The organism is Paenibacillus sp. FSL R10-2796, from assembly GCF_037965315.1.
GTDB lineage: Bacteria > Bacillota > Bacilli > Paenibacillales > Paenibacillaceae > Paenibacillus_AQ > Paenibacillus_AQ odorifer.
In genome coordinates this window covers 3,146,700-3,171,046 of sequence record NZ_CP150178.1, presented here as the reverse complement: position 1 = coordinate 3,171,046, position 24,347 = coordinate 3,146,700, and the positions used below count along the sequence as shown (strand labels likewise).

Annotated in this window: 26 protein-coding genes; 8 read left to right on the top strand and 18 right to left on the bottom strand. The window is 42.5% G+C overall.

The annotated features are described in order from the left end of the window. Positions 1–5: 5 nt before the first annotated feature. Positions 6–386: a BlaI/MecI/CopY family transcriptional regulator gene (locus NST58_RS14385; protein WP_254847611.1), complete on the bottom strand. Its 381-nt coding sequence runs from the start codon at positions 384–386 to the stop codon at positions 6–8. A 200-nt stretch (positions 387–586) separates the two neighbouring features. On the opposite strand from NST58_RS14385, the gene NST58_RS14380 reads away from it, so the two are divergent. The 5 genes from NST58_RS14380 to NST58_RS14360 all read left to right on the top strand — a co-directional run bounded on the left by NST58_RS14380 (position 587) and on the right by NST58_RS14360 (position 5,654). After that, on the top strand, positions 587–2,077 hold the full coding sequence (locus tag NST58_RS14380; RefSeq protein ID WP_076183910.1) for a 4-hydroxyphenylacetate 3-hydroxylase N-terminal domain-containing protein: 1,491 nt from the start codon (positions 587–589) through the stop codon (positions 2,075–2,077). A 214-nt stretch (positions 2,078–2,291) separates the two neighbouring features. Further along, positions 2,292–2,951, top strand: coding sequence for a response regulator transcription factor (locus NST58_RS14375; RefSeq protein ID WP_076135640.1), 660 nt, complete (start codon positions 2,292–2,294; stop codon positions 2,949–2,951). Positions 2,952–3,024: 73 nt separating this feature from the next. Next, on the top strand, positions 3,025–4,326 hold the full coding sequence (locus NST58_RS14370) for a HAMP domain-containing sensor histidine kinase (RefSeq protein ID WP_312147801.1): 1,302 nt from the start codon (positions 3,025–3,027) through the stop codon (positions 4,324–4,326). A gap of 60 nt (positions 4,327–4,386) precedes the next feature. Continuing rightward, positions 4,387–5,196: a hypothetical protein gene (locus tag NST58_RS14365; RefSeq protein ID WP_076304209.1), complete on the top strand. Its 810-nt coding sequence runs from the start codon at positions 4,387–4,389 to the stop codon at positions 5,194–5,196. 80 nt (positions 5,197–5,276) lie between these two features. Continuing rightward, on the top strand, positions 5,277–5,654 hold the full coding sequence (locus tag NST58_RS14360; protein WP_076126051.1) for a PilZ domain-containing protein: 378 nt from the start codon (positions 5,277–5,279) through the stop codon (positions 5,652–5,654). 133 nt (positions 5,655–5,787) lie between these two features. On the opposite strand, the gene mnhG is transcribed toward NST58_RS14360, so the two are convergent. From mnhG to NST58_RS14325, 7 genes are all read right to left on the bottom strand, one after another. After that, positions 5,788–6,186 carry a monovalent cation/H(+) antiporter subunit G gene (gene mnhG, locus NST58_RS14355; protein ID WP_076126049.1) on the bottom strand — a complete coding sequence of 133 codons (399 nt, stop codon included), beginning with the start codon at positions 6,184–6,186 and terminating at the stop codon, positions 5,788–5,790. Further along, on the bottom strand, positions 6,161–6,454 hold the full coding sequence (locus NST58_RS14350; RefSeq protein ID WP_036686407.1) for a Na(+)/H(+) antiporter subunit F1: 294 nt from the start codon (positions 6,452–6,454) through the stop codon (positions 6,161–6,163). The genes mnhG and NST58_RS14350 overlap by 26 nt, the downstream gene beginning before the upstream one ends. Further along, positions 6,454–6,927: a Na+/H+ antiporter subunit E gene (locus NST58_RS14345; protein ID WP_076126047.1), complete on the bottom strand. Its 474-nt coding sequence runs from the start codon at positions 6,925–6,927 to the stop codon at positions 6,454–6,456. The genes NST58_RS14350 and NST58_RS14345 overlap by 1 nt, the downstream gene beginning before the upstream one ends. Before the next feature lie 4 nt (positions 6,928–6,931). Continuing rightward, positions 6,932–8,410, bottom strand: coding sequence for a Na+/H+ antiporter subunit D (locus NST58_RS14340; RefSeq protein ID WP_076304207.1), 1,479 nt, complete (start codon positions 8,408–8,410; stop codon positions 6,932–6,934). Further along, the gene (locus tag NST58_RS14335; protein ID WP_036686402.1) at positions 8,407–8,742 is read right to left on the bottom strand and encodes a Na(+)/H(+) antiporter subunit C; all 336 of its coding nucleotides are present in this window, start codon (positions 8,740–8,742) and stop codon (positions 8,407–8,409) included. Before NST58_RS14335 ends, NST58_RS14340 begins: the two co-directional genes overlap by 4 nt. Beyond that, positions 8,742–11,606 carry a Na+/H+ antiporter subunit A gene (locus NST58_RS14330; protein ID WP_076126230.1) on the bottom strand — a complete coding sequence of 955 codons (2,865 nt, stop codon included), beginning with the start codon at positions 11,604–11,606 and terminating at the stop codon, positions 8,742–8,744. The genes NST58_RS14335 and NST58_RS14330 overlap by 1 nt, the downstream gene beginning before the upstream one ends. A gap of 127 nt (positions 11,607–11,733) precedes the next feature. After that, on the bottom strand, positions 11,734–12,372 hold the full coding sequence (locus tag NST58_RS14325; protein WP_232061321.1) for a universal stress protein: 639 nt from the start codon (positions 12,370–12,372) through the stop codon (positions 11,734–11,736). 345 nt (positions 12,373–12,717) lie between these two features. Between NST58_RS14325 and NST58_RS14320 the strand changes: the two genes are divergently transcribed. Both NST58_RS14320 and NST58_RS14315 read left to right on the top strand, forming a co-directional pair. Next, on the top strand, positions 12,718–13,050 hold the full coding sequence (locus tag NST58_RS14320; RefSeq protein WP_076304206.1) for a metalloregulator ArsR/SmtB family transcription factor: 333 nt from the start codon (positions 12,718–12,720) through the stop codon (positions 13,048–13,050). Between the two features lie 52 nt (positions 13,051–13,102). Then, positions 13,103–13,639, top strand: a complete 537-nt coding sequence (locus NST58_RS14315) for an SRPBCC domain-containing protein (protein WP_076183573.1) — start codon at positions 13,103–13,105, stop codon at positions 13,637–13,639. A 63-nt stretch (positions 13,640–13,702) separates the two neighbouring features. On the opposite strand, the gene NST58_RS14310 is transcribed toward NST58_RS14315, so the two are convergent. The 7 genes from NST58_RS14310 to NST58_RS14280 form a co-directional block, all read right to left on the bottom strand. Next, on the bottom strand, positions 13,703–14,455 hold the full coding sequence (locus NST58_RS14310; protein WP_081391843.1) for an alpha/beta hydrolase-fold protein: 753 nt from the start codon (positions 14,453–14,455) through the stop codon (positions 13,703–13,705). Positions 14,456–14,466: 11 nt separating this feature from the next. Beyond that, complete coding sequence (locus NST58_RS14305) at positions 14,467–15,267, bottom strand: alpha/beta hydrolase-fold protein (protein ID WP_076304205.1); 801 nt, start codon at positions 15,265–15,267, stop codon at positions 14,467–14,469. Between the two features lie 19 nt (positions 15,268–15,286). Further along, positions 15,287–16,291, bottom strand: a complete 1,005-nt coding sequence (locus NST58_RS14300) for an iron ABC transporter permease (protein WP_076144064.1) — start codon at positions 16,289–16,291, stop codon at positions 15,287–15,289. A 25-nt stretch (positions 16,292–16,316) separates the two neighbouring features. Continuing rightward, entirely contained in the window at positions 16,317–17,333 is a 1,017-nt protein-coding gene (locus tag NST58_RS14295; protein WP_076135621.1) for an iron ABC transporter permease, read from the bottom strand. 13 nt (positions 17,334–17,346) lie between these two features. Next, a complete protein-coding gene (locus NST58_RS14290) occupies positions 17,347–18,363 on the bottom strand; it encodes an ABC transporter substrate-binding protein (protein ID WP_076304204.1) in 1,017 nt (338 codons plus the stop codon). 219 nt (positions 18,364–18,582) lie between these two features. After that, the gene (locus NST58_RS14285; RefSeq protein ID WP_081383245.1) at positions 18,583–19,035 is read right to left on the bottom strand and encodes a hypothetical protein; all 453 of its coding nucleotides are present in this window, start codon (positions 19,033–19,035) and stop codon (positions 18,583–18,585) included. Positions 19,036–19,062: 27 nt separating this feature from the next. Next, a complete protein-coding gene (locus tag NST58_RS14280) occupies positions 19,063–19,401 on the bottom strand; it encodes a winged helix-turn-helix transcriptional regulator (RefSeq protein WP_076126032.1) in 339 nt (112 codons plus the stop codon). A gap of 165 nt (positions 19,402–19,566) precedes the next feature. Here NST58_RS14280 and NST58_RS14275 point away from each other — a divergent pair, with 165 nt between their 5' ends. Then, positions 19,567–20,295 carry an SDR family oxidoreductase gene (locus NST58_RS14275; RefSeq protein ID WP_076279085.1) on the top strand — a complete coding sequence of 243 codons (729 nt, stop codon included), beginning with the start codon at positions 19,567–19,569 and terminating at the stop codon, positions 20,293–20,295. A 113-nt stretch (positions 20,296–20,408) separates the two neighbouring features. Here NST58_RS14275 and NST58_RS14270 read toward each other — a convergent pair whose 3' ends face one another. From NST58_RS14270 to NST58_RS14260, 3 genes are all read right to left on the bottom strand, one after another. Further along, positions 20,409–21,800 (bottom strand): alpha/beta hydrolase-fold protein, encoded by a 1,392-nt coding sequence (locus NST58_RS14270; protein ID WP_339248467.1) that lies wholly within the window; start codon positions 21,798–21,800, stop codon positions 20,409–20,411. A gap of 515 nt (positions 21,801–22,315) precedes the next feature. Continuing rightward, positions 22,316–23,038 (bottom strand): sensor domain-containing protein, encoded by a 723-nt coding sequence (locus tag NST58_RS14265; protein WP_076217792.1) that lies wholly within the window; start codon positions 23,036–23,038, stop codon positions 22,316–22,318. Between the two features lie 154 nt (positions 23,039–23,192). Continuing rightward, complete coding sequence (locus NST58_RS14260; protein WP_248548134.1) at positions 23,193–24,332, bottom strand: toxic anion resistance protein; 1,140 nt, start codon at positions 24,330–24,332, stop codon at positions 23,193–23,195. Positions 24,333–24,347: the final 15 nt, after the last annotated feature.

Here is a 24,347-nt window from a genome sequence, read left to right as displayed (position 1 = left end):
GCGGCTCAGTCCTTTCGTTCATCCAAAATTCTCTTCAGTTCTTCAATATCTTCCCGGGACAACTTTTCATCCTGCAAAAAATTGACCAACATCGGGCGCAGAGTTCCACCGTAGATCCGCTTCAGAAAGGATCTTGTCTCCGATTGGACACATTCCTCTTCCCGCACCAGCGGATAATAGGAATACACCCTACCTGTCTGGTTATAACCAATAGCCCGTTTCTCTGTCAGACGCTTAATCAACGTCCGTACCGTCTTTGGGTTCCAGTCCCTGCTGCCTTCTAGTGCTTCAACAATCTCACCTGCAGTGCGTGGGGCACTTGCCCACAGCACCTTCATCACTTCCCACTCGGCATCCGAGATCTTTGGAGTTTCCGTAGACATCATTCTATCCGCCTTTCTTTCCTCTGTATGACTACACTTGTAATCCAATATCCAAAATATACAAGTCAGCATCGTTTATGTCAACCCTAAACTCCCAGCTCACCACGGTTTATGGACAATGTACACGGAGATTCATGATTACGTACATTAATAGCAATAATACGGCTTTATTAGTCAAAGATGACTTCAAAGAGGTGGAACCTATGCCTATAAAAACAGGTAATCAATACATCGAACGAATCGACCGGCAAAAGATCAATATCTGGTACAAAGGAACACGTGTTGAAGGTCCTTTATCCAAACACCCTGCCTTTCAAGGTCTCATACAAACACAAGCCGAAATGTATAACATGCAGTGTGATGAACGTTATTTGGCGCAGATGACCTATCCTTCACCTGATACTGGAGATCCGGTTGGTTTATCTTTTCTTCCACCCAAAAATGCTGAAGATTTAGAACGCCGGAGAAAAATGATTGAACTCTGGTCCAACAGACACCACGGATTTTTAGGACGTTCCCCCGATTATATGAATACGGCCATCATGTCTCTGTTCACAGCTGCTGATATCCTTGAGGATCATAATCCGAAATATGCTGAGAACCTCAGAAAATACTATGCCTTCTGTCGAGATCATGACATTTCCTTATCCCATGCTTTCATCCAGCCTCAAGCCAGCAAAATATCCGGCCAGATTGATGCTACAGAGGATTCTATCGCTGCAAAAGTCGTAGAAATCAATGATCAAGGGATGTTTGTTACCGGTGCTTTTATGATGGCAACACAGGGAGCTACATGCGATGAAATGCTTGTATTCCCAACTCCCTCACCCTCACTTGTGGATGATGATAATCCCTTTGCGTTTGCCTTTGCGGTGCCTAATGATCTGCCTGGGATGACTTTTTTTTGCCGTGAAAGCTACGCTGCCTCATCCTCCTACGACCATCCGTTAAGTTCAAGATATGAAGAAATGGATACCCTTGTTATCTTTGACCGCGTACTGGTCCCTCATGATCGTATATTTTATTATGGCGATGAGAGGTACTGTTCCCGATTATTCGGCGAGAGTAACTTTCATACGCATATGGCCCACCAAATTATCACCCGCTATATTGCAAAGACCGAGTTTTTTCTTGGTATGCTAGAGTCTTTGGCGGAAGAACAAAATGCTGTCCTTGAGGCCTACACGATTTTGCCTATTTCCAGAATATTAACCTATTTAGAAACTTTCAAAGCCTTAAGACTTGCAGCGGAAATAGGGGCTTCGCTCGACAAATTTGGATATCTCGTTCCAGATAAAGGGCCACTGTTGGCTTCAACCATTCACTTTTCAGAGTTTTATCCAGAGATGGTTGAAATGGTTCAAAACCTCAGTTCAAGCGGTCTCATCATGATCCCCTCTGAAGCCGACTTTACATCAAGCGCTGGTTCGTATCTTTATGAGTATTTGAAGGGAAATGTCTCGGATGCGTGGTATCGAAATGCCTTATTCCGGCTGGCTTGGGAACTAGGAGCGGGTGCATTCGGAGGTCGTCAAACCCAGTTCGAGCGGTTATTTTTCGGCAACTCCCAAACAGTGGCCTGGCGTATGTACAACAGCTATGATAATCACGAGTATTTTCGTCAAATCGTTCACGAATTTATTGCCCCTGATGCCCACTTGTCTAAGTCAACAACAGATGGAATTTCCAATTAATCAAGAGTTGCGAAGGTTTATAATGATGTTTTTCAGGATTGATTAAGAGACTGCTTCAGCTCTCTTTTTCAGTCCTTTTTGAGCTGTATCAACAAACCAAATTAGGAAGAACTAGATGCTTTTTCATACCTGCACTGGACAATTCTGTAATAAGTTGTTTATAGTTTATTAGCATTAGGAAGTGATTTGCTAGCTTAGGAGGGAACAATGAACTATGGGCCATATCATAGTCGTAGAAGATGAACGTGCAATCAGTGACTTAATTACTATGAATCTAAAATTAGTCGGACATACCTATAGCAAGGCTTATCGCGGGCTGGAGGTTATTGAACTGCTGGAACGTGAAAAGGCCGATTTAATTCTGCTCGATATAATGCTGCCCGAACTGGACGGTTTTGAGATCATGCAGCGGATTGCTCACTTACAAATTCCGGTGATTCTGATCACCGCAAAAGATTCACTGGCTGATCGCATCAAAGGCTTTGAACTGGGCGCCGATGATTATATTATTAAACCTTTTGAAATCCTTGAATTGTTGGCAAGAATCAATGTAGTGTTACGTAGGAGCGAAAAAGGCATTTCCAATTTTCTCTGTGAAAACGTTGAGGTACGTTATCTTGAGAGGCTTGTGATGGTGGATCAGATACCCGTAGATTTAACCGCTAGGGAATTTGAGCTGCTTGAGGTCCTTATCCGCAACAGAAATATTGCTTTATCAAGGGAAAAGTTGCTGGAATTAGCCTGGGGCTATGATTTTGAAGGAGATACCCGTACCGTAGATGTTCACATCAGACAGCTGCGCAAAAAACTAGGCTGGGAAGAACGAATTAAAACCGTATTTAAGCTTGGTTACCGCTTGGAAGTTCAGGTCTAGTATGAGATTCTGGCATAAAATTCTGCTGTCAGTCCTCGCTTTCTTCATCGTCGCCCTAGATGTGAGTGTAATCATGATTATGAAAAAAAGCTGGCAGCTGAACATGGACAGCGAAATGCAGCGTGCTTCAAGCGAACAGCTATTAATTGCAAACAACATTTATGAAAATCTTGAATCGATTCAGACCCGTGGGGCCACACTTACCTCTACTTTAATCTCAAGTGTGGCTCAATCCTATGGTGAATTTTATCATAAGCAGGGAATCGGACTACAGCTCTGGGAGAATGACCAGCTGGTTTATCCGAATGCCGGAGTCCCATCAGTCTCAACACCGGAGTCACATTCTATTCAACTCTCTACTGAGCTCCCTGCTCCCTATCAAGCTTTGTCGATCGTTTATCAACGTGATATCAGTGACCTGTATGCTAAGCAGCATGAGCTGAACCGTTTTTTTGTAATGATTAACTGGATTATCGGTCCAATTCTGCTCCTATTACTCTACTTGCTGATCCGGCAGTTGACCAAACCACTTAAACAGCTTTCAAAGACTACAAAAACGATCGCTGAAGGCAAATATACCGAGCGCGTGCAGTTGCGCAGTAAAGATGAATTTGGTGAGTTAGCCCTGAACTTTAACCGAATGGCAAACGCAGTGGAGCAGCACGTGATCGAACTGTCTAATATGGCCGATGAAAAGCAGAGAATGGTCGATAACCTCGCCCACGAACTGCGCACACCTTTAACCAGTATGCAGGGATTTGCTGAATTTCTGACTTCCGCAAATATAGGCCAGGAAGAACAGCAGATGGCTGGTCAATATATCCTTAGTGAAACCTTACGCCTGAAGAATTTAGCCTTCAAACTGCTGGATTTGTCCGTCCTACGGCATCATCCTCTGACTCTGAAACAAGTAGACATATCAGATTTGTTCAAATCGGTTAAACAGATTGAGCAGCTTAAATTGGACGAAGCAAGCATCAAACTAGAAATGGATTATTCCATCCCTGCGGTTTGGGGTGATCATGATCTGCTAACTTCCTTCTTGGTTAACCTTGTCGAAAATTCCATTCATGCATCTCCGCAAGGGAGCACCATCCGCTTGCTTGCCTATGTATTGCAAAATGAAGCCATATTGGAAGTATGTGATTCGGGATTTGGGATGACACCGGAACAGAGTGCGCGTGTTTTTGAACCCTTTTATCGAGGTGAAAAATCGCGCACACGCGAATACGGGGGTGCGGGTCTTGGTTTATCTTTATGCAAGCAAATCGCAGATGCGCATCAAACTAGAATTTCACTGAATTCTACTTTAGGTCAAGGAACAAGTATCCGCATCTTTTTACAACTCCATAACATCTGTTCACCTACTCTATAACATCTATAGTTTAAGGTTAGGAAGATTCAGCATCATCCGAAGCAAATGGAGGTTATTCAAGTGAATAACAAAAAATTCCCCACTACTTTAGCTATACTCCTGTTCTCGGGGAGTCTGCTAATCGTCAGTGCAGTCATTCAAAACACCACCCATTTAGCTTTAACCAGCACCAAAACCCCAGGGGTGAAGTTGGAAGCACCAACGCCGGTGTCCACAGTGAATGACGATCTGCAACCGCAGATGAGTCCTAAAGAAATACAAACCATTAAGAATTTCATAGACATGGCGGGTCATGAGACTTCTGAATCCAAACGGACCACTGTCACACCGCCTGCTGCAGAGAATTTGAGTCAAACTGATGCCGTTATTCTGGCTGCTTCAAGCGTACGCAAATTATTCGATGTGGATATTGCCAAGCTGCAGATGCGGGTTATTCTGAGTGATACCCGAACCTCGCTGCCGTGGACATGGGCTGTACATTTCAGTCCATATAACGCCAAGACCCTAGAAGGGCAAGGTAAGGAATTCTGGGAATATGATGTACTAATTGATCCCATAAACGGTATGGTAGTGAATACGACCGCGATTAATATTGCTCTGAAAAGAACACCAATTAGCGCTTCTGCTGGCAGCACTATCTATAAAAATGCCCGTTGGATCAATGCGGCCATAACTATCCTAACAGATAAACAAAAAGAAAGCCGGAAAATTGCTACAGCAACACTGATCAACACTGACACCAATGATAAACGCGGCATGGTCGCTGTTCAGATGATGCTGGAAGATGGCAGCAGCTACACGGCAGAAATGCGTTATCCTGATCAAAGTCTGCGCTGCCTTACCTACGAGACTGCTCAAGTAGTGAAATAAATCAAAAATTGAATCAGCTCTTCACTAATCCTACTTTTATGTCGATAATTTATATTACATGGAAAAGTATGGAGGAGCATATGAACACTAATCGCAGAACCGAACCTTTTCGATATACCCTTAAAGAACCTGTAACATTTGATCTTCATATTCTTACTATTAACGGAATCCAGGTTCCTTCCAAGCCTGTAAGGGCTGTATTGTTCGACATCAGTCGATCGGGTTGCCACTTATCGTTACCCCTCAATATCAACCCAGAAAATAACCTAGTACGCATTGGCATGGAAATGAATCTTACGGATGAATCTATGTACATAGAAGGAATATTGAAATGGAACAAAGAACAACAAGGCAGTTTCCACTACGGCATTCAATTGGACATCCCTGAGAATGATGGTGATCGACTCCCAAGAGTACTTCGCATCCTTGCTGGAGAAGGCAAAATATTAGTTCGTTAAGATAACAAAAAAGAGTAGTTTTAATCTAAAAAAGCAACAACCCCGCGTTTTCATGCAGGGTTGTTGCTTTTTAGCTATTGCGATCCAAACTTATTGTTGTAATCCGAAATCGCAGATCACCATTTCATGGATTTTATTCTTGAGGCACATCCCGTTCAGGGGATGCTGCTACAGCTTTTTCTTTCTCCAGTACCTCTCTTAAATCATCTTGAATTCTGCGATTCCATAAGGGAACCCCTGAGCGATAAGCAGCTCTGCCCGTCAAATGCGCAGATAAAGGTGAGGTCATAAATACAAAGACAATCCCCAGTAGCAGCTTAGCACTTATATGATCTAGAAAAAATGCAAAATATAGAAAGGCCCCGCTCAGAACACATAAAACACCAAGGGTGGCACTTTTGGCAGCAGCATGTGATCTCAGATAAACATCAGGCAGCCGAATCAGACCATAAGCACTTACAGCACTAAGCAATGCCCCCATCAGTATTAATAAGGCAAACAGCAATTCACCGACTGTCTTGATCATTTCCATGTTCAAGCACCACTCCCCTTTCGATGTATCTGGCAAATGCCGTCGTGCCGATAAAGGAAAGAATGCCTATTAACAAAATAATTTCGATAAAAGCCTGCGTTCGGAGTAAAACAGAAAGAACGGCTACCATGGCTAACAGATTAATTCCAATCGTATCCAGTGCCGCTACCCGGTCGGGCAAAGAAGGTCCCTTCAACAACCGCCAGGCACATACACCAATCGCCAGCGCCATAATCGTAAGCGAGAGCATAAGAATAAAATGGATCATTAACGGGTCACCTCCAATATCGCACGCTCAAAGGTGTCACGGATATTCGCTCTGAACTGTGCGGGATCCTCAACATCCATGGCATGAATATACAAAGTCCGGTTATCATCCGATACTTCAAGTACCACAGATCCGGGAGTAAGGCAGAGCAATGTGATCAAAGTAGCCACTTCCCAATCCGATTTCAGCTCTGTAGTATATTTCAAGATTGCTGGACGTATATTAAGCTCCGGTCTCAGAACAGCTTTTACTACTACATAACTTGAAACGACCAGCTCCCGCAGCAGCAACAGGATTAGCTTAATAATTGCCCACACTTTTCCTAGATATAATCTGGGCCAAAAACGTCGCATTCCGAGCAGAATGAGGATACCGATCAAGAAACCAATGACGAAACGTGGCCCAGTCCAGTCATTGTGCAGGAACATCCACAGGAATGCTATCATGAAATTCAATAATAGTTGAAAAGCCATAGTATCACTCCTTCATGACAGCGTTAATGTATAGTGCTGGATCAGCCAGTACAGCTCCGGCTTGGCTGACAAGTCCGTTTACCGTCTCCGCACCCACACCCATCAGAATTACAATCGCGAACAGAACAGCTGCCGGTGCCATCATAGCTTTATAATGAGGCGGTTTGACTTGTTCTTCCCTTTTCTCGCCACCCCAGAACACTTGCTGGAATACCTTGATCAAGGAATATAACACTACGAAGCTGGATGCAAGTGCAATCAGCGCCAGAGCCACGTGATTCTCGCCAAATCCACTCCGCACCATCATCACTTTTCCAGCGAAACCACTAAGGGGCGGAACACCAACCAATGCCAAAGTCAGTACAAAAAACATCCAGCCGGTCCACGGATAACGTCGGATTAAACCACCCATTTCTTTTAAGCGGTCAGTGCCTGAAGCTGAGATAATCATCCCACCCAGGAAGAATAATAATGCTTTGGCAACCATGTCATGCATTAAATAAAACACTACACCATTTAACGAATCCTGAGTCGCAACAGAGATCCCAAAAGCAATAAATCCTACACTGATGATGATATTATAATTAAATATTCGGCCCAAATCGTTGTATGCCAATGCCCCGATTGCCCCAAGTATCATCGTCGCCCCCGCCATCCAGGCAATCAATGTATGGGTAAGTCCCGGTTCTTGAATAAAAATCAAAGTAAAGGTACGAGTAATTGCATACAATCCGACCTTGGTTAGCAAAGCCCCAAACAGGGCTCTAACAGCCAATGGCGGTGCACTATAAGAATCGGGAAGCCAGAAAAAGAGCAGTAAACCTGCCTTAATCGAAAATACAATTAGCAGCAGAACCGCAATGACGTTCATTACACCGCCTTGTTCCGCCTCTGCTACACGCATAGATAGATGCGCCATATTCAGTGTTCCTGTCGCGGCATATAAATAAGCAATCGTCGCCACAAACAAGGAAGAGGAAATCACATTAATTAATACATACTTTAATGTCTCTCGCAGTTGACCCTTGGACCCACCAAGTACGATCAAAGCGTAAGAGGCAACTAACAGCACCTCAAAGCAGACAAACAAGTTAAACAGGTCCCCGGTGAGGAAAGAGCCAAATACCCCGGTTAATAAAAAATGGAAAAACGGATAGTAATAAAACCGTTCCCTGTCTTCCCCAATGCTAGCGAAGGAAAAAAACAGACAAGCCGCGCCAACAATGGCCGCAGTCAACACGAGCAATGCCGAAAACATATCGGCAACAAACACAATGCCATAAGGTGGACGCCATCCCCCCATATATAAAGTCTGGATACCGTTTGTATTTACCTGATACACAATGAATCCTGCAACAAAGATATTTAAAAACACACTCACGGCACTTATGATTCGTTGCAGACGTACTCGTTCTTTCAGAAAAATGAGTATTACTGCCGTAATGGCCGGAATCAGCAGAGGCAGCACTAACAAGTTGTTCATCGTCTCTCCTCCTTGGTTCCTTCCACATCATCGGTACCCGTCGAGCGGTAAGTCCGGTATGCCAAAACAATAAAAAAAGCTGTTACTCCAAAGCTAATTACAATAGAGGTCAAAATGAGCGCCTGCGGCAAAGGATCGACATAAGCTTCCGCTTCCTCACCCAGCAATGGTGCAGCACCTGTCTTGAGGCCAGACATTGTCAGTAACAACAAATGAACGCCGTGCGTTATTAAAGTGGTTCCCAGAAGGATGCGCAGCAAGCTTTTGGAAAGAACTAGATAAACACCTACGGAAAACAGTACACCGATCGCCAGGGCAATAATAAGCTCCATTAGCTATCCCTCCCGATCGTAAATATGATATTCATAGTGACACCAATAACAGCTAAGAAAACACCGAGATCAAAGAACATTGCTGTGGTCAGTTCTGTTTTGCCCATAAGTGGCAGTTGGAAATAGCCAAACGCTTGGCTCAGAAAAGGTACATCGAATAAAAACGAACCTATTCCTGTAAGAAAAGCTACAGATACCCCAACCGCGATTAACTTACGATAGTCGATAGGCAATACCTTCTCAACCATATCAATCCCAAAAGTAATGGCGAGCAGTACCAATGCGGCTGATGCCATCAATGCTCCAATAAATCCGCCTCCCGGATTATTATGTCCGGCGAAAAACAGATAAAGCGAAAATATTAATATCATAACAAAGGCTACTTTAGCTACCGCTTGTAGTAACACATCATCACTTACAGAAGAACGTGGTTTATTATCCTTCACAGCCCGCTTCAGTGGGGCAATAGTTCCATCCGTATCCAGCTGCAGTTTGATCATGGAATAAATAGCAAGTGAGGCAAGGCCAAGCACTGTAATTTCAAACATGGTATCAAAGCCGCGGAAATCAACGAGCAGAACATTAACAATATTTTTACCGCCACCCAAGGTATAGCTATTCTCCACATAATATTTCGAGATGGATTCAAACGGACTACTGCCTAAAGCAGCAAGTGCAACCAATGTCATGGTTATTCCCATCCCGATGGAAATAATTAGCTTAGGCAAGCGGGACCGAAGTTTGAGCGGCTCTTTCTCCAGCTTAGGCAAATGCCGAAAACATAGCAGGAACAATGTAACGGATACTACTTCGACAATCATCTGGGTAAGCGCCAGATCAGGTGCCCGGAACAGAACAAAGAGTAAAGTAACCATATAACCAACCATTCCTGTTAACAAAATGGCTGTGATTCTGGAACGAACAAAGGGGATAGCCAAAGCGCCCACAAGCATAACCATAACAACAATAACTTCAAACAAAGAAAACGGAGCATATTCAGTTGTCCCAAGCGTTATTCCATCGGTATACCACACGGCTCCACCAATGGCTACGATCAGGAAAGCGAAGATATACATCAAGTAATGGCGCATGGAACCTGTCATATAGGTGCCAGTCAACGCCCTAGACGATTTCTCGACCAGCCGGATTACTCCGTCATAGACTTGATTTAAAGTGTAGCCACTGCCCCATTCTTTATCGACCAGACTCCAGCGGCCATAGATTCGGTATACAATAATACCAAGAATCACAACACCAAGTGTCATCCATATTTCTGGTGTAAAGCCGTGCCAGAAATGAATATTCACAACAAAGGGTTCTCCGGTCTGCAAGATAGGGTGAATAGCATTCATTGCAGGGATAATAAGTGTTTTGGATAATATATTCGGGAAAAAACCGATAAATATAGACAGCACTGCTAGCAGGCACGGGGCAAGCAGAAGTCCAAATGGGGCTTCATGCGGTTTTTTGTCCAGCTTCTCAGGCTGATATTTTCCGAAAAAGGTGTGGAAAACCAAAATCATACTGTATGCAAAAGTAAACACGCTGGCAATCCAGGCCAAAACCGGGAAGAGCGTAAACAACGAGGGAATAGACAATATATCCAGGTTTCGGATATTCAGAACAGCCGTAAAAAACATCTCTTTACTTAAAAACCCGGAAAATGGCGGCAAACCAGCCATCGAGAAACTGCCGATCATCGCTACCGTAAAGGTAACCGGCATAATGGAAATCAGTCCGCCCAGCTTTCGCAGGTCGCGGGTACCCGTCTCATGGTCAACTATACCGACCATCATAAACAAAGAGCCTTTAAAGATGGCATGGTTAATAAGGTGAAAGATAGCCGCTGTTGTTGCAGCAGTGTAAAAGACTGAATCTTCCCCTACATAAAATGCCGCTGCCGATCCCATTCCCAGCAATCCCATAATCAGTCCAAGTTGACTAATCGTTGAATAGGCTAATAGAGCCTTCAGGTCCGTCTGCTTCATCGCCTGGATGGAGCCATAAATCAAGGTGATCAAACCGACGCCTGACACAACCCAGAACCACTCATATTGCCCCGCGAAAACAGGGCTGAAACGGGCGACAAGATACAATCCAGCTTTAACCATCGTTGCCGAGTGCAGATAGGCGCTGACGGGTGTCGGTGCCTCCATGGCATCCGGCAGCCAGATATGAAACGGGAACTGAGCTGATTTGGTGAAGGCGCCTAAGAGAATTAGTAGCATCGCCGGAATAAATAAAGCATGCCCGCTGATATCGCCAACCTCACTCCAAATTTCCCGGATACTAAAGGTGCCTGTCATTACATAAAGCATTAAAAAGCCGGCAAACATCGCTAAACCACCAAATACGGTAATCAACATAGATTTGAGAGCACCATACCGCGATTTTTGCCGCCGATGCCAAAAGGCAATTAACAGAAATGACGAAACACTTGTTAATTCCCAAAAGCCATATAACACCATCAAGTTATCCGAGAGCACAACGCCAAGCATCGCCCCCATAAACAACATTAGATAAATATAAAAAGGGGTTAACGCTTCTTTTCGCCGGTCCAGATAATAAATTGAATAGATAATTACAAGACTACCCATCCCAGTGATTAGCAAAGCAAACAACAAACTTAATCCATCCAGATGGAAAACCAAATCAATTCCTAGTGAAGGAATCCATGAAATGGTTTCATATCCCAAATCCCCACCTTTAATAACGGGAATCCGGGTTAAGAAATAAACAAACAAAACGAGTGAACCAGGGAAAACAAGCCATCCTCTATGAAGGTTGGGTGCTCTCTTGGACAAAAGTGCGATTACTAAGGCCATTAGAAACGGAACAAGTATGATTACATGCAGCAAAGGCAGTCCTCCTTTTCCACTTGAGCTTATCAAGTTGTGAACTTTAGTACTTACTTTTTTACCAAAAGCCAAAGATCATATGATTGGTAGGGCCTTTTATACAAGGCCCCAATGTTGATAAGGGCAAGCCCGATTATAAAGAATCGGTCAATGTGCCATCACAAATATGCAGATATCTAGCCTTTCCATCTTCTTGCTCAATTCTGAATAAACCGTTCTCAAATTCTGTGTGTAGTTCGTGAAAGAACTTTCCCTTAAGCGAATACTCTCCCTGAGGTTCATCACTGAGCTGGTACTCAGCCCCGTTTTTGACCAGGTAAGCGATAACGCCTTCCTCATGGGTTTCTTCCAGCCCTGCACGCATCCGCTGCACAGCCACGACATGCAGATCCATCATTTTCATTTTACCAATGAGTTCATTGATGAAATTACGTTTGGTAAGCTCCTGCCACCGAGTTTGAGCAGATTGTCCAATGACGATCTGTGTAACCTCATTCTCTTCAGCAACTTCTACAATAATATCTGTTGTTTTTCGGCCTTCACGTTTCCGAATGATAAACTCTGCGCCAGCTTCATCGGCAAGACGTTTCCAGACCGTCATATACATTTCTTTGCTCTGATTATATTCATCAATATCCGAACTATCGACATTTAATACAAACAATGGCGCCCCTATAATTTCAGATAGTTGGACACCACGCCGGATTAAACGCTCCCCATGCGGACCATAATGAACACAAACCATAATCTTTTCATTGTGTATGACCTTCACCCTCCTGTAACATGGCCAAGAAATACAAAAGGAGCCCACTGGCGTTAGGCCCCTTGCGTAATTCTAAAACCCGATAAGTTATACTTAATTATATCTATTCCTATGTTTTTTGTAAAGTTTGTTGGTTATCATGGAACATATTTCTTTTTAATGCTTGTATCATGCCCTTCTCTAGCAGTTGTCATACAATGGTTATTATATATTCCTTTACAGGAATATTCCCTCCGTGGTATATTATCATCACAAACAGGAAATACCAAAAAGGAGGCGCTATAGAGCCGCTCAACCAGAGTATGTCATAATAGAGATGCGAATGAATTTAATGAATCGAAGTGATCTGTGTTTATGAATACTAACGTTATGAGTGCCTTAGCTGAGCCCCACCGCATGCAGATCGTTGAACTATTACGCGAGAATCCTCTAACCGTTGGGGAGATTGCAGAAAGTCTTCAGCTACGGCAGCCTCAAGCGTCCAAGCATTTGCGCGTCCTTAGTGAAGCGGGCTTAATTGAAGTTCAAGCTGTAGCTAACAAGCGCATTTGCAAGCTCCGTCCTGATCCATTTAAGGAAATAGACGATTGGTTAAACTCCTACCGCCATATATGGGAAGAACGATACGATCGACTGGATGATTATTTACAAAAGCTACAGAGCAATGAAAACAATAATAAATCATAGCCTCAGGCCGAAATTGGCAGGAAGCAAACAAATTTTGAGGAGGATCTATCCCATGACAAATTCTAACCCGTCCAACCAAGTGGTATCCAAAGTTGTTGATGGCAACACATTAGTATTAGAGCGCGTATTCCAAGCTCCACGTGAGCTAGTATTCAAGGCTTTTTCTGAGGCTGAGCATTTGAAGCACTGGTGGGGTCCAAAAGGTTGGACGCTTCCCGTATGTAATGTCGATTTCCGTCCAGGGGGTACTTGGCATTATTGCATGAAGTGCGTGGATAAGAATCAAGGGGATTTCTACGGTATGGAGTCTTGGGGCAAGGCGTTGTATAAGGAAATTACAGTCCCAGAACAAGTCATTTATACAGATGGATTCTCAGATGCAGAGGGTAATATTTCAAAAGATTTGCCTGAAACGCTTGTCCAGCTAGATTTTATCGACCTGGAGGGTCAAACGAAGCTGGTGAATACCGGTAAATACACTTCTCCGGAAGCCTTGCAACAAGTGATTGATATGGGGATGTTAGAGGGGATTTCCCAAACCTTCGATAATTTGGACGCCCATCTTGAGAATTTACAGAAGAATAACTAGAGCAGCTATCACACGATAAGTAGGACGATGCAAGAATACTCTCTCCTGCTCGTCCTATTATGTTTATTTTGCTGGAAATAAGAACCTGATACTATTCGGAAAATATTGCAGGAAAAACGTGTCATTATGCGTGCCCAGCGGATCCGTCTCAAACTTCACTCGCTGATCCGCTCCATCAATCTTCTCTTTTAAAATATCATAAGCACGTTTGCTGTTAGGCACCATGTCCTTCTGGGCATTTGTCTTGTGGATCCCTTCCTGTTCACCAACATACATATAAATTCTGCATTCCCTATCTAGTCTTGATGTCTCCATGAAATGAATGAAATCTTTAAACCATACAGACGCAGATATCAATATAAAATTCCCAACGGTAGCTTCAGTCTTGTACATCGCGTACAGACTTATTAATCCACCTAGTGAAACACCACCCAAAGCCAATTTCTCCGGCTCGTTAGAGATGCGATAGGAGCTTTTGATATAGGATACAAGATCCTGATAGACATAATTCAAATAATCATCGCCCTTGCCCCCAAAGGACCAATCCTTAAAAAGAGCAGGCATTTCCCAAGGTGTATATTCATCATTCCGCAACTGAGAATCAATCCCGATAAAAATAACCGGCTCTGTTACTCCCTCTTTCACATCTTTCTCTATAGCTATAATCGCCTCTTTGAACAAAAAATCTCCATCCTGTAAGAAAACCGCTGGGAACATCCGCTCCGGAAATAGATGATATTCTTTCGGTAAATACACGGTAATCTGACGATCCATATGTTCAAAAAGCACAAGCTCGCCTGCCCTCATTTGCGTCATATCCCCACTCCTTAACAGTTCAGCACTCGAAACGCTCTACTCATAATCGTTGGTACTACAGAAGCGTGATTTTCATTGGGTGCGACATAGTGCTCAACCTCTAAATTAGGCAAAGCATACTCGTTCAATTTTGAAAATAAATCTGCTGCGTCATCGACCATAAAGGATTCTTCACTTCCTACGGTAATCAATAATTTTTGTTTATCGGCCGTCAGCTCTTGACCCTTGCTATAGAACTGCTCCGCATACGTCAGGATTTCATGATCATTCCACCAAATGGATGGACTAGAGGCCAAATAATACTGGAATAGCTTCGCACGAGTGAATAACGTCCAGAGGACAAATAAACCGCTGAGAGAGTGACCAAACAAGGCTTGTTTATGCTGATCCACATTATATTTCTTGTTGATTGCTGGCATTAACTCTAATTCTAAAAAAGCCAAAAACTTCTCAGCTCCACCATGTGGTCCTATGTCAGCATTTTTCAATCGATCCGGATATACATACTGCTTCGCTGGAGGTGTGAAATCATAAAATCTTCTTTTGGAGACCTCTTCATCTGTACCATAATGTCCAATGCCAATCACAATTGCTGGTGCAATAAAAGTTTTCGGGGCATTTCTTGACTGCAATTTCACAACATCCCGACCCAATTGAAAATATGAATTACCATCGAGCATGTAATACACGGGAAAGCCCTTTTCTGGTGCTGCTTCTCTCGGAAGAGAAACCTTTATATCGTACGTGTAACCCATATACTGAGATTCAAGTTTCCATGATTCTGTGTGTTCGAGCTCTACTTGTGTTGTCATTTTTTCTGTACACTCTCCCCTACACTCTTGACTTTGCTAATAAATATAAGAAATAAGGAATTCCAATAATCGAAACGACTATACCCACGGGTAACTCTGCCGGCTGAAATATTGTTTTGGCAAAATAATCCGAGATCACCAGCAAAAACATCCCTACCACTGCACTGGATAACATAATATAGCGGTGATTAATCCCTACTAATCTTCTGGCGATATGAGGAGCCATCAAGCCTATAAAACTTATAGAACCGGATACAGATACACAAACACTTACGATCCCCACACTGCATAACAGAAAGATCAGCTTTTCTTTTTCTACAGAGATCCCTAAGCTCTTTGTACTGGAATCCTCCAATTGAAAATAATTGAGTAAATAGCTTTTTCGATACATTATAAATCCTAAAATAAGCACCCAAGGTGCGATCATAATGATATAAGTCCAGTTCGCGCTGTAAATACTTCCGACACTCCAAACCGCAGCCATCTCATAATCACTTGCATTCATTTTCAGAGAAATATACAACGACAACGCACCAAAACCACTGCTAATCGCGATCCCTGTCAAAATCAAGCGTTGCATATCGAGTGCACCATTCCGCCATGAAAAAATAAAGATAATGACAACTGCGGCAAGCCCACCTACAAAACCAAACAGCGGCATGGCTAGTATCGAGAACCAGCTTTCTTTAAAAAAAGTAACTCCCGACATCTGAAAGAAAAACATAAATGCAACGATGGCAGCTCCTGCGCCTGCATTAATCCCAAGGATACCTGGATCAGCCAGCCCGTTACGGGTAATTCCTTGAATGACAGTTCCCGCCATCCCCAGACCTATTCCTACTAATGAGGCAATAATGATCCGTGGTAACCGAAACTGAAAAATAACCAGGTCAAATTTAGCATTAGGATCTATTCGCAGCAGTGTTTTTATCACATCCATTACAGACATATCAAACACGCCATTCGTAAGATGAAAATATCCGGCCACAAGGGTTAACAGGATAAAAACTAATAGTGTCAGCATATAGCGGCTAAACTGTACTTTACTTCTATCCACGCTGCTCTCCCCCTTTAACCCGAATTAAATAAAGGAAGAAAGGGATGCCAATAAAGGCTGTTACAACACCAATTGGCGTCTCAAACGGAAAGTTAATATAACGGCTTAAGACATCGCAAAACGCTAAAAAAACAGCTCCAATCACCGCTGAGCAAGGAATGATAAAGCGATAGTCTATACCTACGATAAACCGTGTAATATGAGGAATGATTAGACCCACAAAGGCTATCTTGCCGACTAAAGCTACTGCTGTCCCGGTCAGACATATAACCGAAATAATACTGACAATTTTCACCCATTTTGTTCGTTGACCCAAGCTAATCGCGGTTTCATCCCCCAGGGAAGCAACCATTACTGACTTAGAAATACTAACCGCCAAGAGCAGTCCAACGATTATAAAAGGAACTGATAATATTAGCATATCTGGATTAACGGTATGTATTTTCGAGCTATACCAAACGCTAACATTTTGTGAGACTTGAAAAAACATCGCTACTGCTGAGGCGATACTACTTAAAAAAGTACCAATTACAGTTCCAATAATGGCTAACCTGACTGGAGATAAACCGTTTTTAACCAATGAACCAAATCCGAAAACCAAACCTGCTCCGATGGCTGAACCCACCATAGATAAAATAATCATCTGAACATTCGATAATCCCGGATAAAACACCATAGCCAACGTAATAACAAATGCCGATCCGTCATTTACTCCCATAATCGATGGTGATGCAAGATAGTTACGTGTAACCCCCTGCATTAACGCCCCTGAAACAGCCAGAGCCGCTCCAACTAATAAAGCGGCGATTACACGCGGAAATCTAGATGTCATAATAATGTTGTGGTCCACATTATTAGCATCGAAGTGTGTAATCGCCTGCCATATTGTCAATATTCCAATATCTTTAACACCATATAAGACGGATACAACAATTGCTAATACGATGAATAATGGAGAAGTTGATAGGATCAATATAACTTTCCAATTTTTTGTATTCATCTTATTCATCGCACCTTCGGTTTTACTTCAACAGGTTTTCAATTGCCGCATCCAGGAATCTTACTTTAGACCAAGCCGTTCCACCTTGTGCCAACGGATCAATTGCATTTACAAACACATGATTATTTTTGACAGCAGTTACGCTTTTGAAGATCGGATTCTTGAGCAAATCATCAAGAGCTGTTGCATTATCAGTATTCTCACTAGTCTCAAACTGCAAGAAAATATAGTCCGGATTAATATCCGCCAAAGCTTCTAATGAAAGCTCTGCTTGTGCTTCTGTAGAGGAAATCACCTCAGGAATGGCAGCACCCAGATCTTCATAAATAACCGGATTCAAATAAACGCCAGCAGGATACACACACATACTCCCCTGACGAATACGAATGACTAGAATGGATTGATCTTTCAGCTTTTCTCCAATTTCAGCCTTTGCACCCGCAGCTTTAGATTCATAATCACTAATAATTTTTTCTGCATCTGTGGTCTTACCGGATAATTGGCCTAATAAGAGCAAGTTATCTTTCCAGTTTGTTGAAATATGTGAATAAGGAATCATCGTTTGAATTTTATTAAGTGCGCCGGCCACATCTTCCCCAAACTTGGAAGACCCTAAGATAACATCTGGATCCAGTTGCAGAATCGCTTCATTACTTGGAGCAAATTTATCCCCCACTAAGGATGCACCCGCTAGGTCAGTTGACAGATAACCTGGAATGGCATCAGCTATTGCAAGTACACCTACAGGTTTCACTCCCAGTATGGAAGCATCTTCCATAGATTCGAGACTTGCTGCTACAATATTATTAATCTCTGCAGGCACGACATAATCCTTGCCCAAATATGTAACGGTTTGTTCAGTGGCAACAGCCTCCTGAGCCGCATTTCCTTTGTTATTTGCAGTTCCTTCTGCTGCTACTGCAGCATTATTTGTGCTTTTTTCTGAAGCTGTCTTATCCTTTTCATTGTTACCGCAAGCTGCCAAACTCAAAGCTAATACTGCTGATACCCCAGCTAATAAATATTTTTTCTGATTCATAATCAATCTCCCCATCTATATTTTATTTATCATTCTTCAAACTAAAGTAATGATAATGAGAATCGTTATCATATTAAATCATATGAGAATAATTATCAATACTTTTCTTTGATTATATGAAATCTTGTAATTTAACAGATGCGTTGAATGATTAGTGAACATGCAGAAGAACCCGCACCAACTGCGGGTTCTTCTGCACTATAAATATGAGTCCACTTTTTAATCTGCGTTATAAAACTCAGATAAGTCACGGAACAACAATCCGCACGCCTCTAGTCTATTAAGTTCCTCATCCACATCAGTGAGCAAATTGCTTTCTCTCTCATGGGCTGTATTGATTAGCCACGGTTGTCCCTGTTTTAGAAAACAAAGATCATCAGGCAGCCTGGTCTGTACCCACGAGTACAAGCTGGTGGAATAGGATAAAAGAATATTGACCGCTTCAGGTGAACAATCAAAAAAATAAACATCTGCATAATGCCCCATAAGCCGAGTCCCCGGCCAATAGTCATCTTTTATGACCTTTTTGAGAAAAGGTTGCAGCTGTTCAAGCAGTTCATATCCTTCTGGCTCCAACTCCATCTGATCACGTTTTACTAGAATAAATTCATCACATACTTCCATAGCTACCTGTACCAGCGTCTTGTAGGTCTGACCCGTTGGTTCCTGCAAAATAGTATGAATAATAATGTACCCCCTCTACTTACTTGTATTATTCAAATATTCTTTATGCATCCTACCCCAGCCACACATGCTATCCAAAACTGTAATTAGCGATTTGCCATGTTCTGAAATACTATATTCCACCCTGAGTGGAAGCTCATGATAACTCACCCGATCGATAAGCTGATCCTCTTCAAGCTCCCGTAATTGTTTAGCTAACGTACCTTGGGAGACATCTGGGATAATCCGTCTAAGTTCACCAAATCGTTTTGTGCCATCTATCAATAAAATAAATAAAATGAGCGGCTTCCACTTTCCACCGATCTTTTCAAGTGTTGTAAGAACCCCGGTTAATCTCGGCTCCAGCAAATCCATGCGATCCCCTCTTTCGATAGTTATATAACTGTATGTTCGAACCAGCTAGTACGAAAAATCGTACCTAGTACGAAAAAAGTGCGTACTGTGCAGGTTATATTTTATAGCTAATAATAAAAAACAGAACTTAATAAGTCCAATTAACTATGAACGGAGAAGATAAATATGTCCACTATTTCATTAAAAAACCAGCGCATCGTCATTATTGGAGGAAGCTCCGGAATAGGGCTTGCAACTGCCAAACAAGCGGTAGAACAAGGTGCAGCTGTCATAATCGCTGGGCGATCACAAGATAAATTAGAGAAAGCTCAACAGCTTCTGGGATTCGATTCTGTTGAAATTCATTCACTAGATAATCAAAATGAACAGGACTTGAAGGATTTCTTTGAAAAAATCGGCGTTTTTGACCATTTGTTCACTCCGGGAGCCTCCTATGTTAGAGGACCGATTACTTCTAGCTTGGAGATTGCACACAGTTGCTTTAATGCAAAGTTCTGGCCGCAATATAATGCTGTAAAGCATGCCATCCCTTTTATCAACCCTACAGGCTCCATTGTTCTTATGTCCGGCGCATTCAGCCAACGTCCACTTGCAGACGGTGCCTCCTATGCAGCTTGTAACGGCGCGATTGAAAGTCTGGGAAAAGCATTAGCAGTAGAATTGGCTCCCATTCGGGTAAATGTCATCTCCCCTGGAACCATTCATACCAACTTTAATTGGGAAGGCGCAGAACAGGAAACTAGAGACAAGGCTTACGACGAATATACGAATATCAATATCCTTGGCAGGGTGGGTCATGCCGACGAAGCAGCACATACAACGATTTATTTGATGACCAATAGCTATACAACAGGAAGTACTTTATTTCCGGATGGGGGATATATTTTGCGATAAAAAACAGCTGAGTCAATAAGTTGGAACCGCTACTTATTGACTCAGCTTCTTTTAGTTGAAAGAATCAGGGTGGAATTCCCTGATTATCAGCCAGGGAATATGAATTTCCATGACTACTTCGTAGTAAAGATTATACGAATTACATCCTCCTGAGTCTCCTTAATTTTATATATACCGATTTTTTCAGCAGCGCTCACTAACGCTGAGATATACTCAGGAGTTGAATTTATTTTTCGAGCAGAGGCCTTCAGATTAATGGAGAACTCATCACCGTTCTCGTCAACATCAAGAGATTTCACATAAACTTTAAATACCTTTACATAATGCTCATAGTTAACCAAATGTTCTTCAGTAACACCTTGAAATGAAACATTTACTTTCAAGGATTCCGGCTTCAGGAAGCTCACCTTACCTGCCTTGTCTACCTGCCCTACTTCAGGATTCAACACTTGATATTCAACTCCGTCAAGGATTGTAAAATCCATCTCATTATCCATAGTTTCTAGTAAATTAAGACGTATATCGATAGCTTCTGGTCCGATTAATGTCAGATAGTCACTTACTTCATGCTTGATCGTTTGTCCAGCCTCTTTCCCGGCAAACATAATCAATGGACTATGTACACGTCTATTCCATGACTTCTCTTCATGTGTACCCAAAGGGTCCATCTGAAAGAATAGATCCTTCCCTAATACAAATCCCTTCGACTTTAGTACAGTCACAAGCGGATCAATTGGCATTCCTTCGGTTACGCCCATGTCGAGCCAAATCTTCAATGCAGGCTTCCCGGACTCTTTCGCCAACTCATCCAATATACGTCCATTGCTTACCCAAGTGGCAGGGGATAAAGCCCCTATCGCTGAGAAGGTCTCCGGGTGCTGATACCCCATCCATAAAGCCTGAATAGCACCGAATGACGATCCCATTATCATCCGGTGATCCCGATCGGGAATGGTCCGGTAAGCACCATCCACATAGGGAATAACTGTATTGATAAAATATTGGGTAAATTCGGCTGCACTCGCTCCATCCGAAGGAATAGACTCGTCCGGAAATGGAACATACTCCATTCCCCGTTCTGATCCATCACTTGAAGCGACTCCTATCACGATAACCTTCTCCATGGTTCCATCAGCAACGAGCTGATCAATGATCTCCTCAACTCTCCATTCTTTGCCTAAAGAGCTGGTATTTGTATTGAAAATATTCTGCCCATCGTGCATATACACAACAGGATAACGCTCACTGTCAGCTTCATACCCTGCAGGTAAATAAACAAATATTCTCCGCTCACCTATATTTTCTATGTGCACAGTACCTTTTGCCGCCCCCACATTGGTTGGGTTCTCCGATGCATTAGAAGTATTGCTTATCGTTGGATTGGGGGTTGGTGATGTAGCAACTTTTTCATTTACATTTTCGTTACTGGAACATCCCGAAAGCGCTAACAAAACTAATACTGCAAACCCCAAAAAGCTCCATCTAAATAATCCATTTGAATGCATAGAACCCCTCCTGATTTTTTGTTCAAACGTTTTCACAACTCTCATTATACAGGATTTATATGGGATTATGAACATTTTTTCACAAGTTGGGGGAGCGTTATAAAGCGCTCAAGTTTAATTGTATTTCATACAACTATAATCCAATAGAACGCTCGATCACTGGATATAAGTGTATTTCATGCAGCTATTTTCTGAAATTACTCCCTTATAAGTGGATTCTCTAGTTTTTAGTTGTATAAAGTGCAGTTAAAGTCAGGATTATTCTTTTGGCACTCGAAATAACTGCACAAAGTACAGCTATTTCGCACATTCCATCAACATCCATCACCAGTAACCGACACTAAAAAAAATCAATGAAGCAATCAGGCAGCCTCCACTAGCTCATCATTTGCAAAAGCAAACCTCCCCGCAGACCAAAAACACCAGACAGTGATTCTCCACGAACTGAAGGATCATTGTCTGGTGTTTTATTCAGATTCAGTAAGGGTTGTTTGGAGACAATCTCTTCTTTCCAATTAGTACTGTTGTCTTTCCTCGTAGGATACGAACAGCATTCTACGTTGCACATCCATAAGCATACGAATTACCCAACTTGCTAACAAGGCAACAACAAATCCAGCTACTACATAGGAGATATATTGTTGGGATAATGTCCAGTCGATCTGGAACAAAGCAAACACACTATTCTCTAAAATGTTCAAATCCATGGTTTGCAAGAAAATCTGGTGCAGCACAGGTAGTGTAATCAGGCCCAGTGCAGCCGCTACTACAGTTACTGTTATTGAAAAGAAAATAATGCTGGATACGAATCGACCCATAATCAGCATGACGTTACGGGCAAACTTCGCTCCATGAAAACCTAACTTCATTCGTTGCAGGAAGCCCGCTCCCTCTAGCTGCATATCCGATCTGGCCTCTTCACTAGGTCTAGGAATATCTAACAATGATCTGACCAGCTCTTGCTCAAATTGTACGATGTAATCCAATCCCTTAGCTACTGCAAAAAACAAAGGAATTCCGATGAATATTGGGGTTAACGCAATGGATAACGTCAGCCCTGTCACCATAAACACGAAATATACAATCGTAAGCGGCAAAGAGATTAAGAAGTATAAAATACTCCGATATGTCTTTGGACTTGCTCCACGTTTGCGCGTTTTGGATTGGGGTTGTGATTCTGCTGGAATATGCATGGAATCAAGAGCTCCCATCGGCATAGTGTATAACTTATCATTCATTTCTATTGTCCTTCCTCTCACGTTTTTCAATTAATCTCATTATACGTGGGAAAAAGAAGGCTCAAAACAGTCTTGGGGCTGGAGTCATACCAGACTAAAGGCTAGGATTTGTTGCTCAAGGCGCATAATTAACCGGATTTATGATTTTGCTAGGCTACAGCCCCAACTTATTTCCCTTTTCCAGCCGCACAATCTGCTGTTCGCCATTATCTGCCAGCTCTCTGAACTGATTAATGGTTTCACGCATTTTGGGGAGAGCTTCCTGCTTATAAGTACTGATGGAATCGAGAGCGGATAGCACATCTGTAAAAGCTTGCTTTAATGTATCCACTGAAATACTTGATTCTAACGACTGTTTATGGATTTCCGCCCCTTGGTTTTTCAACATTTTTGAGGTACCGCTGATCAGGCTATCGGTGGTTTGATTTAAAAGTTCGATCTTTTTCAAAACAATTCGTTGATTATACAGCGCACTAGCTACCGTAACCGATATTTTCAAGGCAGACACGGTAACATTTCTAGCTCTGTCCACCCCTCTGATCAGCTCTTTATTATTTCGAATAACCACTTCTATGGCCATAATTCCTTGTTGATTCACTACAAGCATCTGTTGCAAATCCATGACACGCTGCCGCAACGGAAAAAGCACTTCTTCTGTAATGAACCGAACTTTCTCCTCATCCTCATCACGCAGCTTAGCCGCTTCCAGTTGCGTCTCTATTTCCTGATCCATCAGCATGCCGAGCTGAATTTCTTTTTGTAGCTTTTTTGTAAGTTCCCGAAGTGACTGTTGCTCGAATTCCAGCGTAGTATTGTCGTTCTTCAGAACGGTCTTACCCTTGTCTAAAGAAATTATAATATCTGAAATGACAGCATCCGCCTTTTGATATTTAGCAAAATAACTACGTAATGGATTAAAGAACTTACCTAAAAAACCTGTCTTAGCAAAATCTACTGCACTGGGATCCAAATCCTTCAGTTGGAGATTAAGCTCCGTCAAACCTTTCGCTACTTGGCCGCCTTCATCCCCTGTCTTTGATAAATTTCCCACTGAAACCTGCAACAGGGAGTTTTTGTCCGAAGAGGATCTCATCGTTTCCATACCGAAGCTATCAATGGATTGCAACACCGCTTTCCGCTTATCCAGTGACTCTAAATTCAGATCCAGAATGGCGGAGACATTGTTTACTGCCAGTGCTTTCAGTTGTGATACTTCCTCAGGCTCAGGTTTGACCTGCTCTTCAATTACTGATTTCAGCTTTTCCTGACTTACGACTTCCATAGTAAACGACATAGAACCCCTCCTATA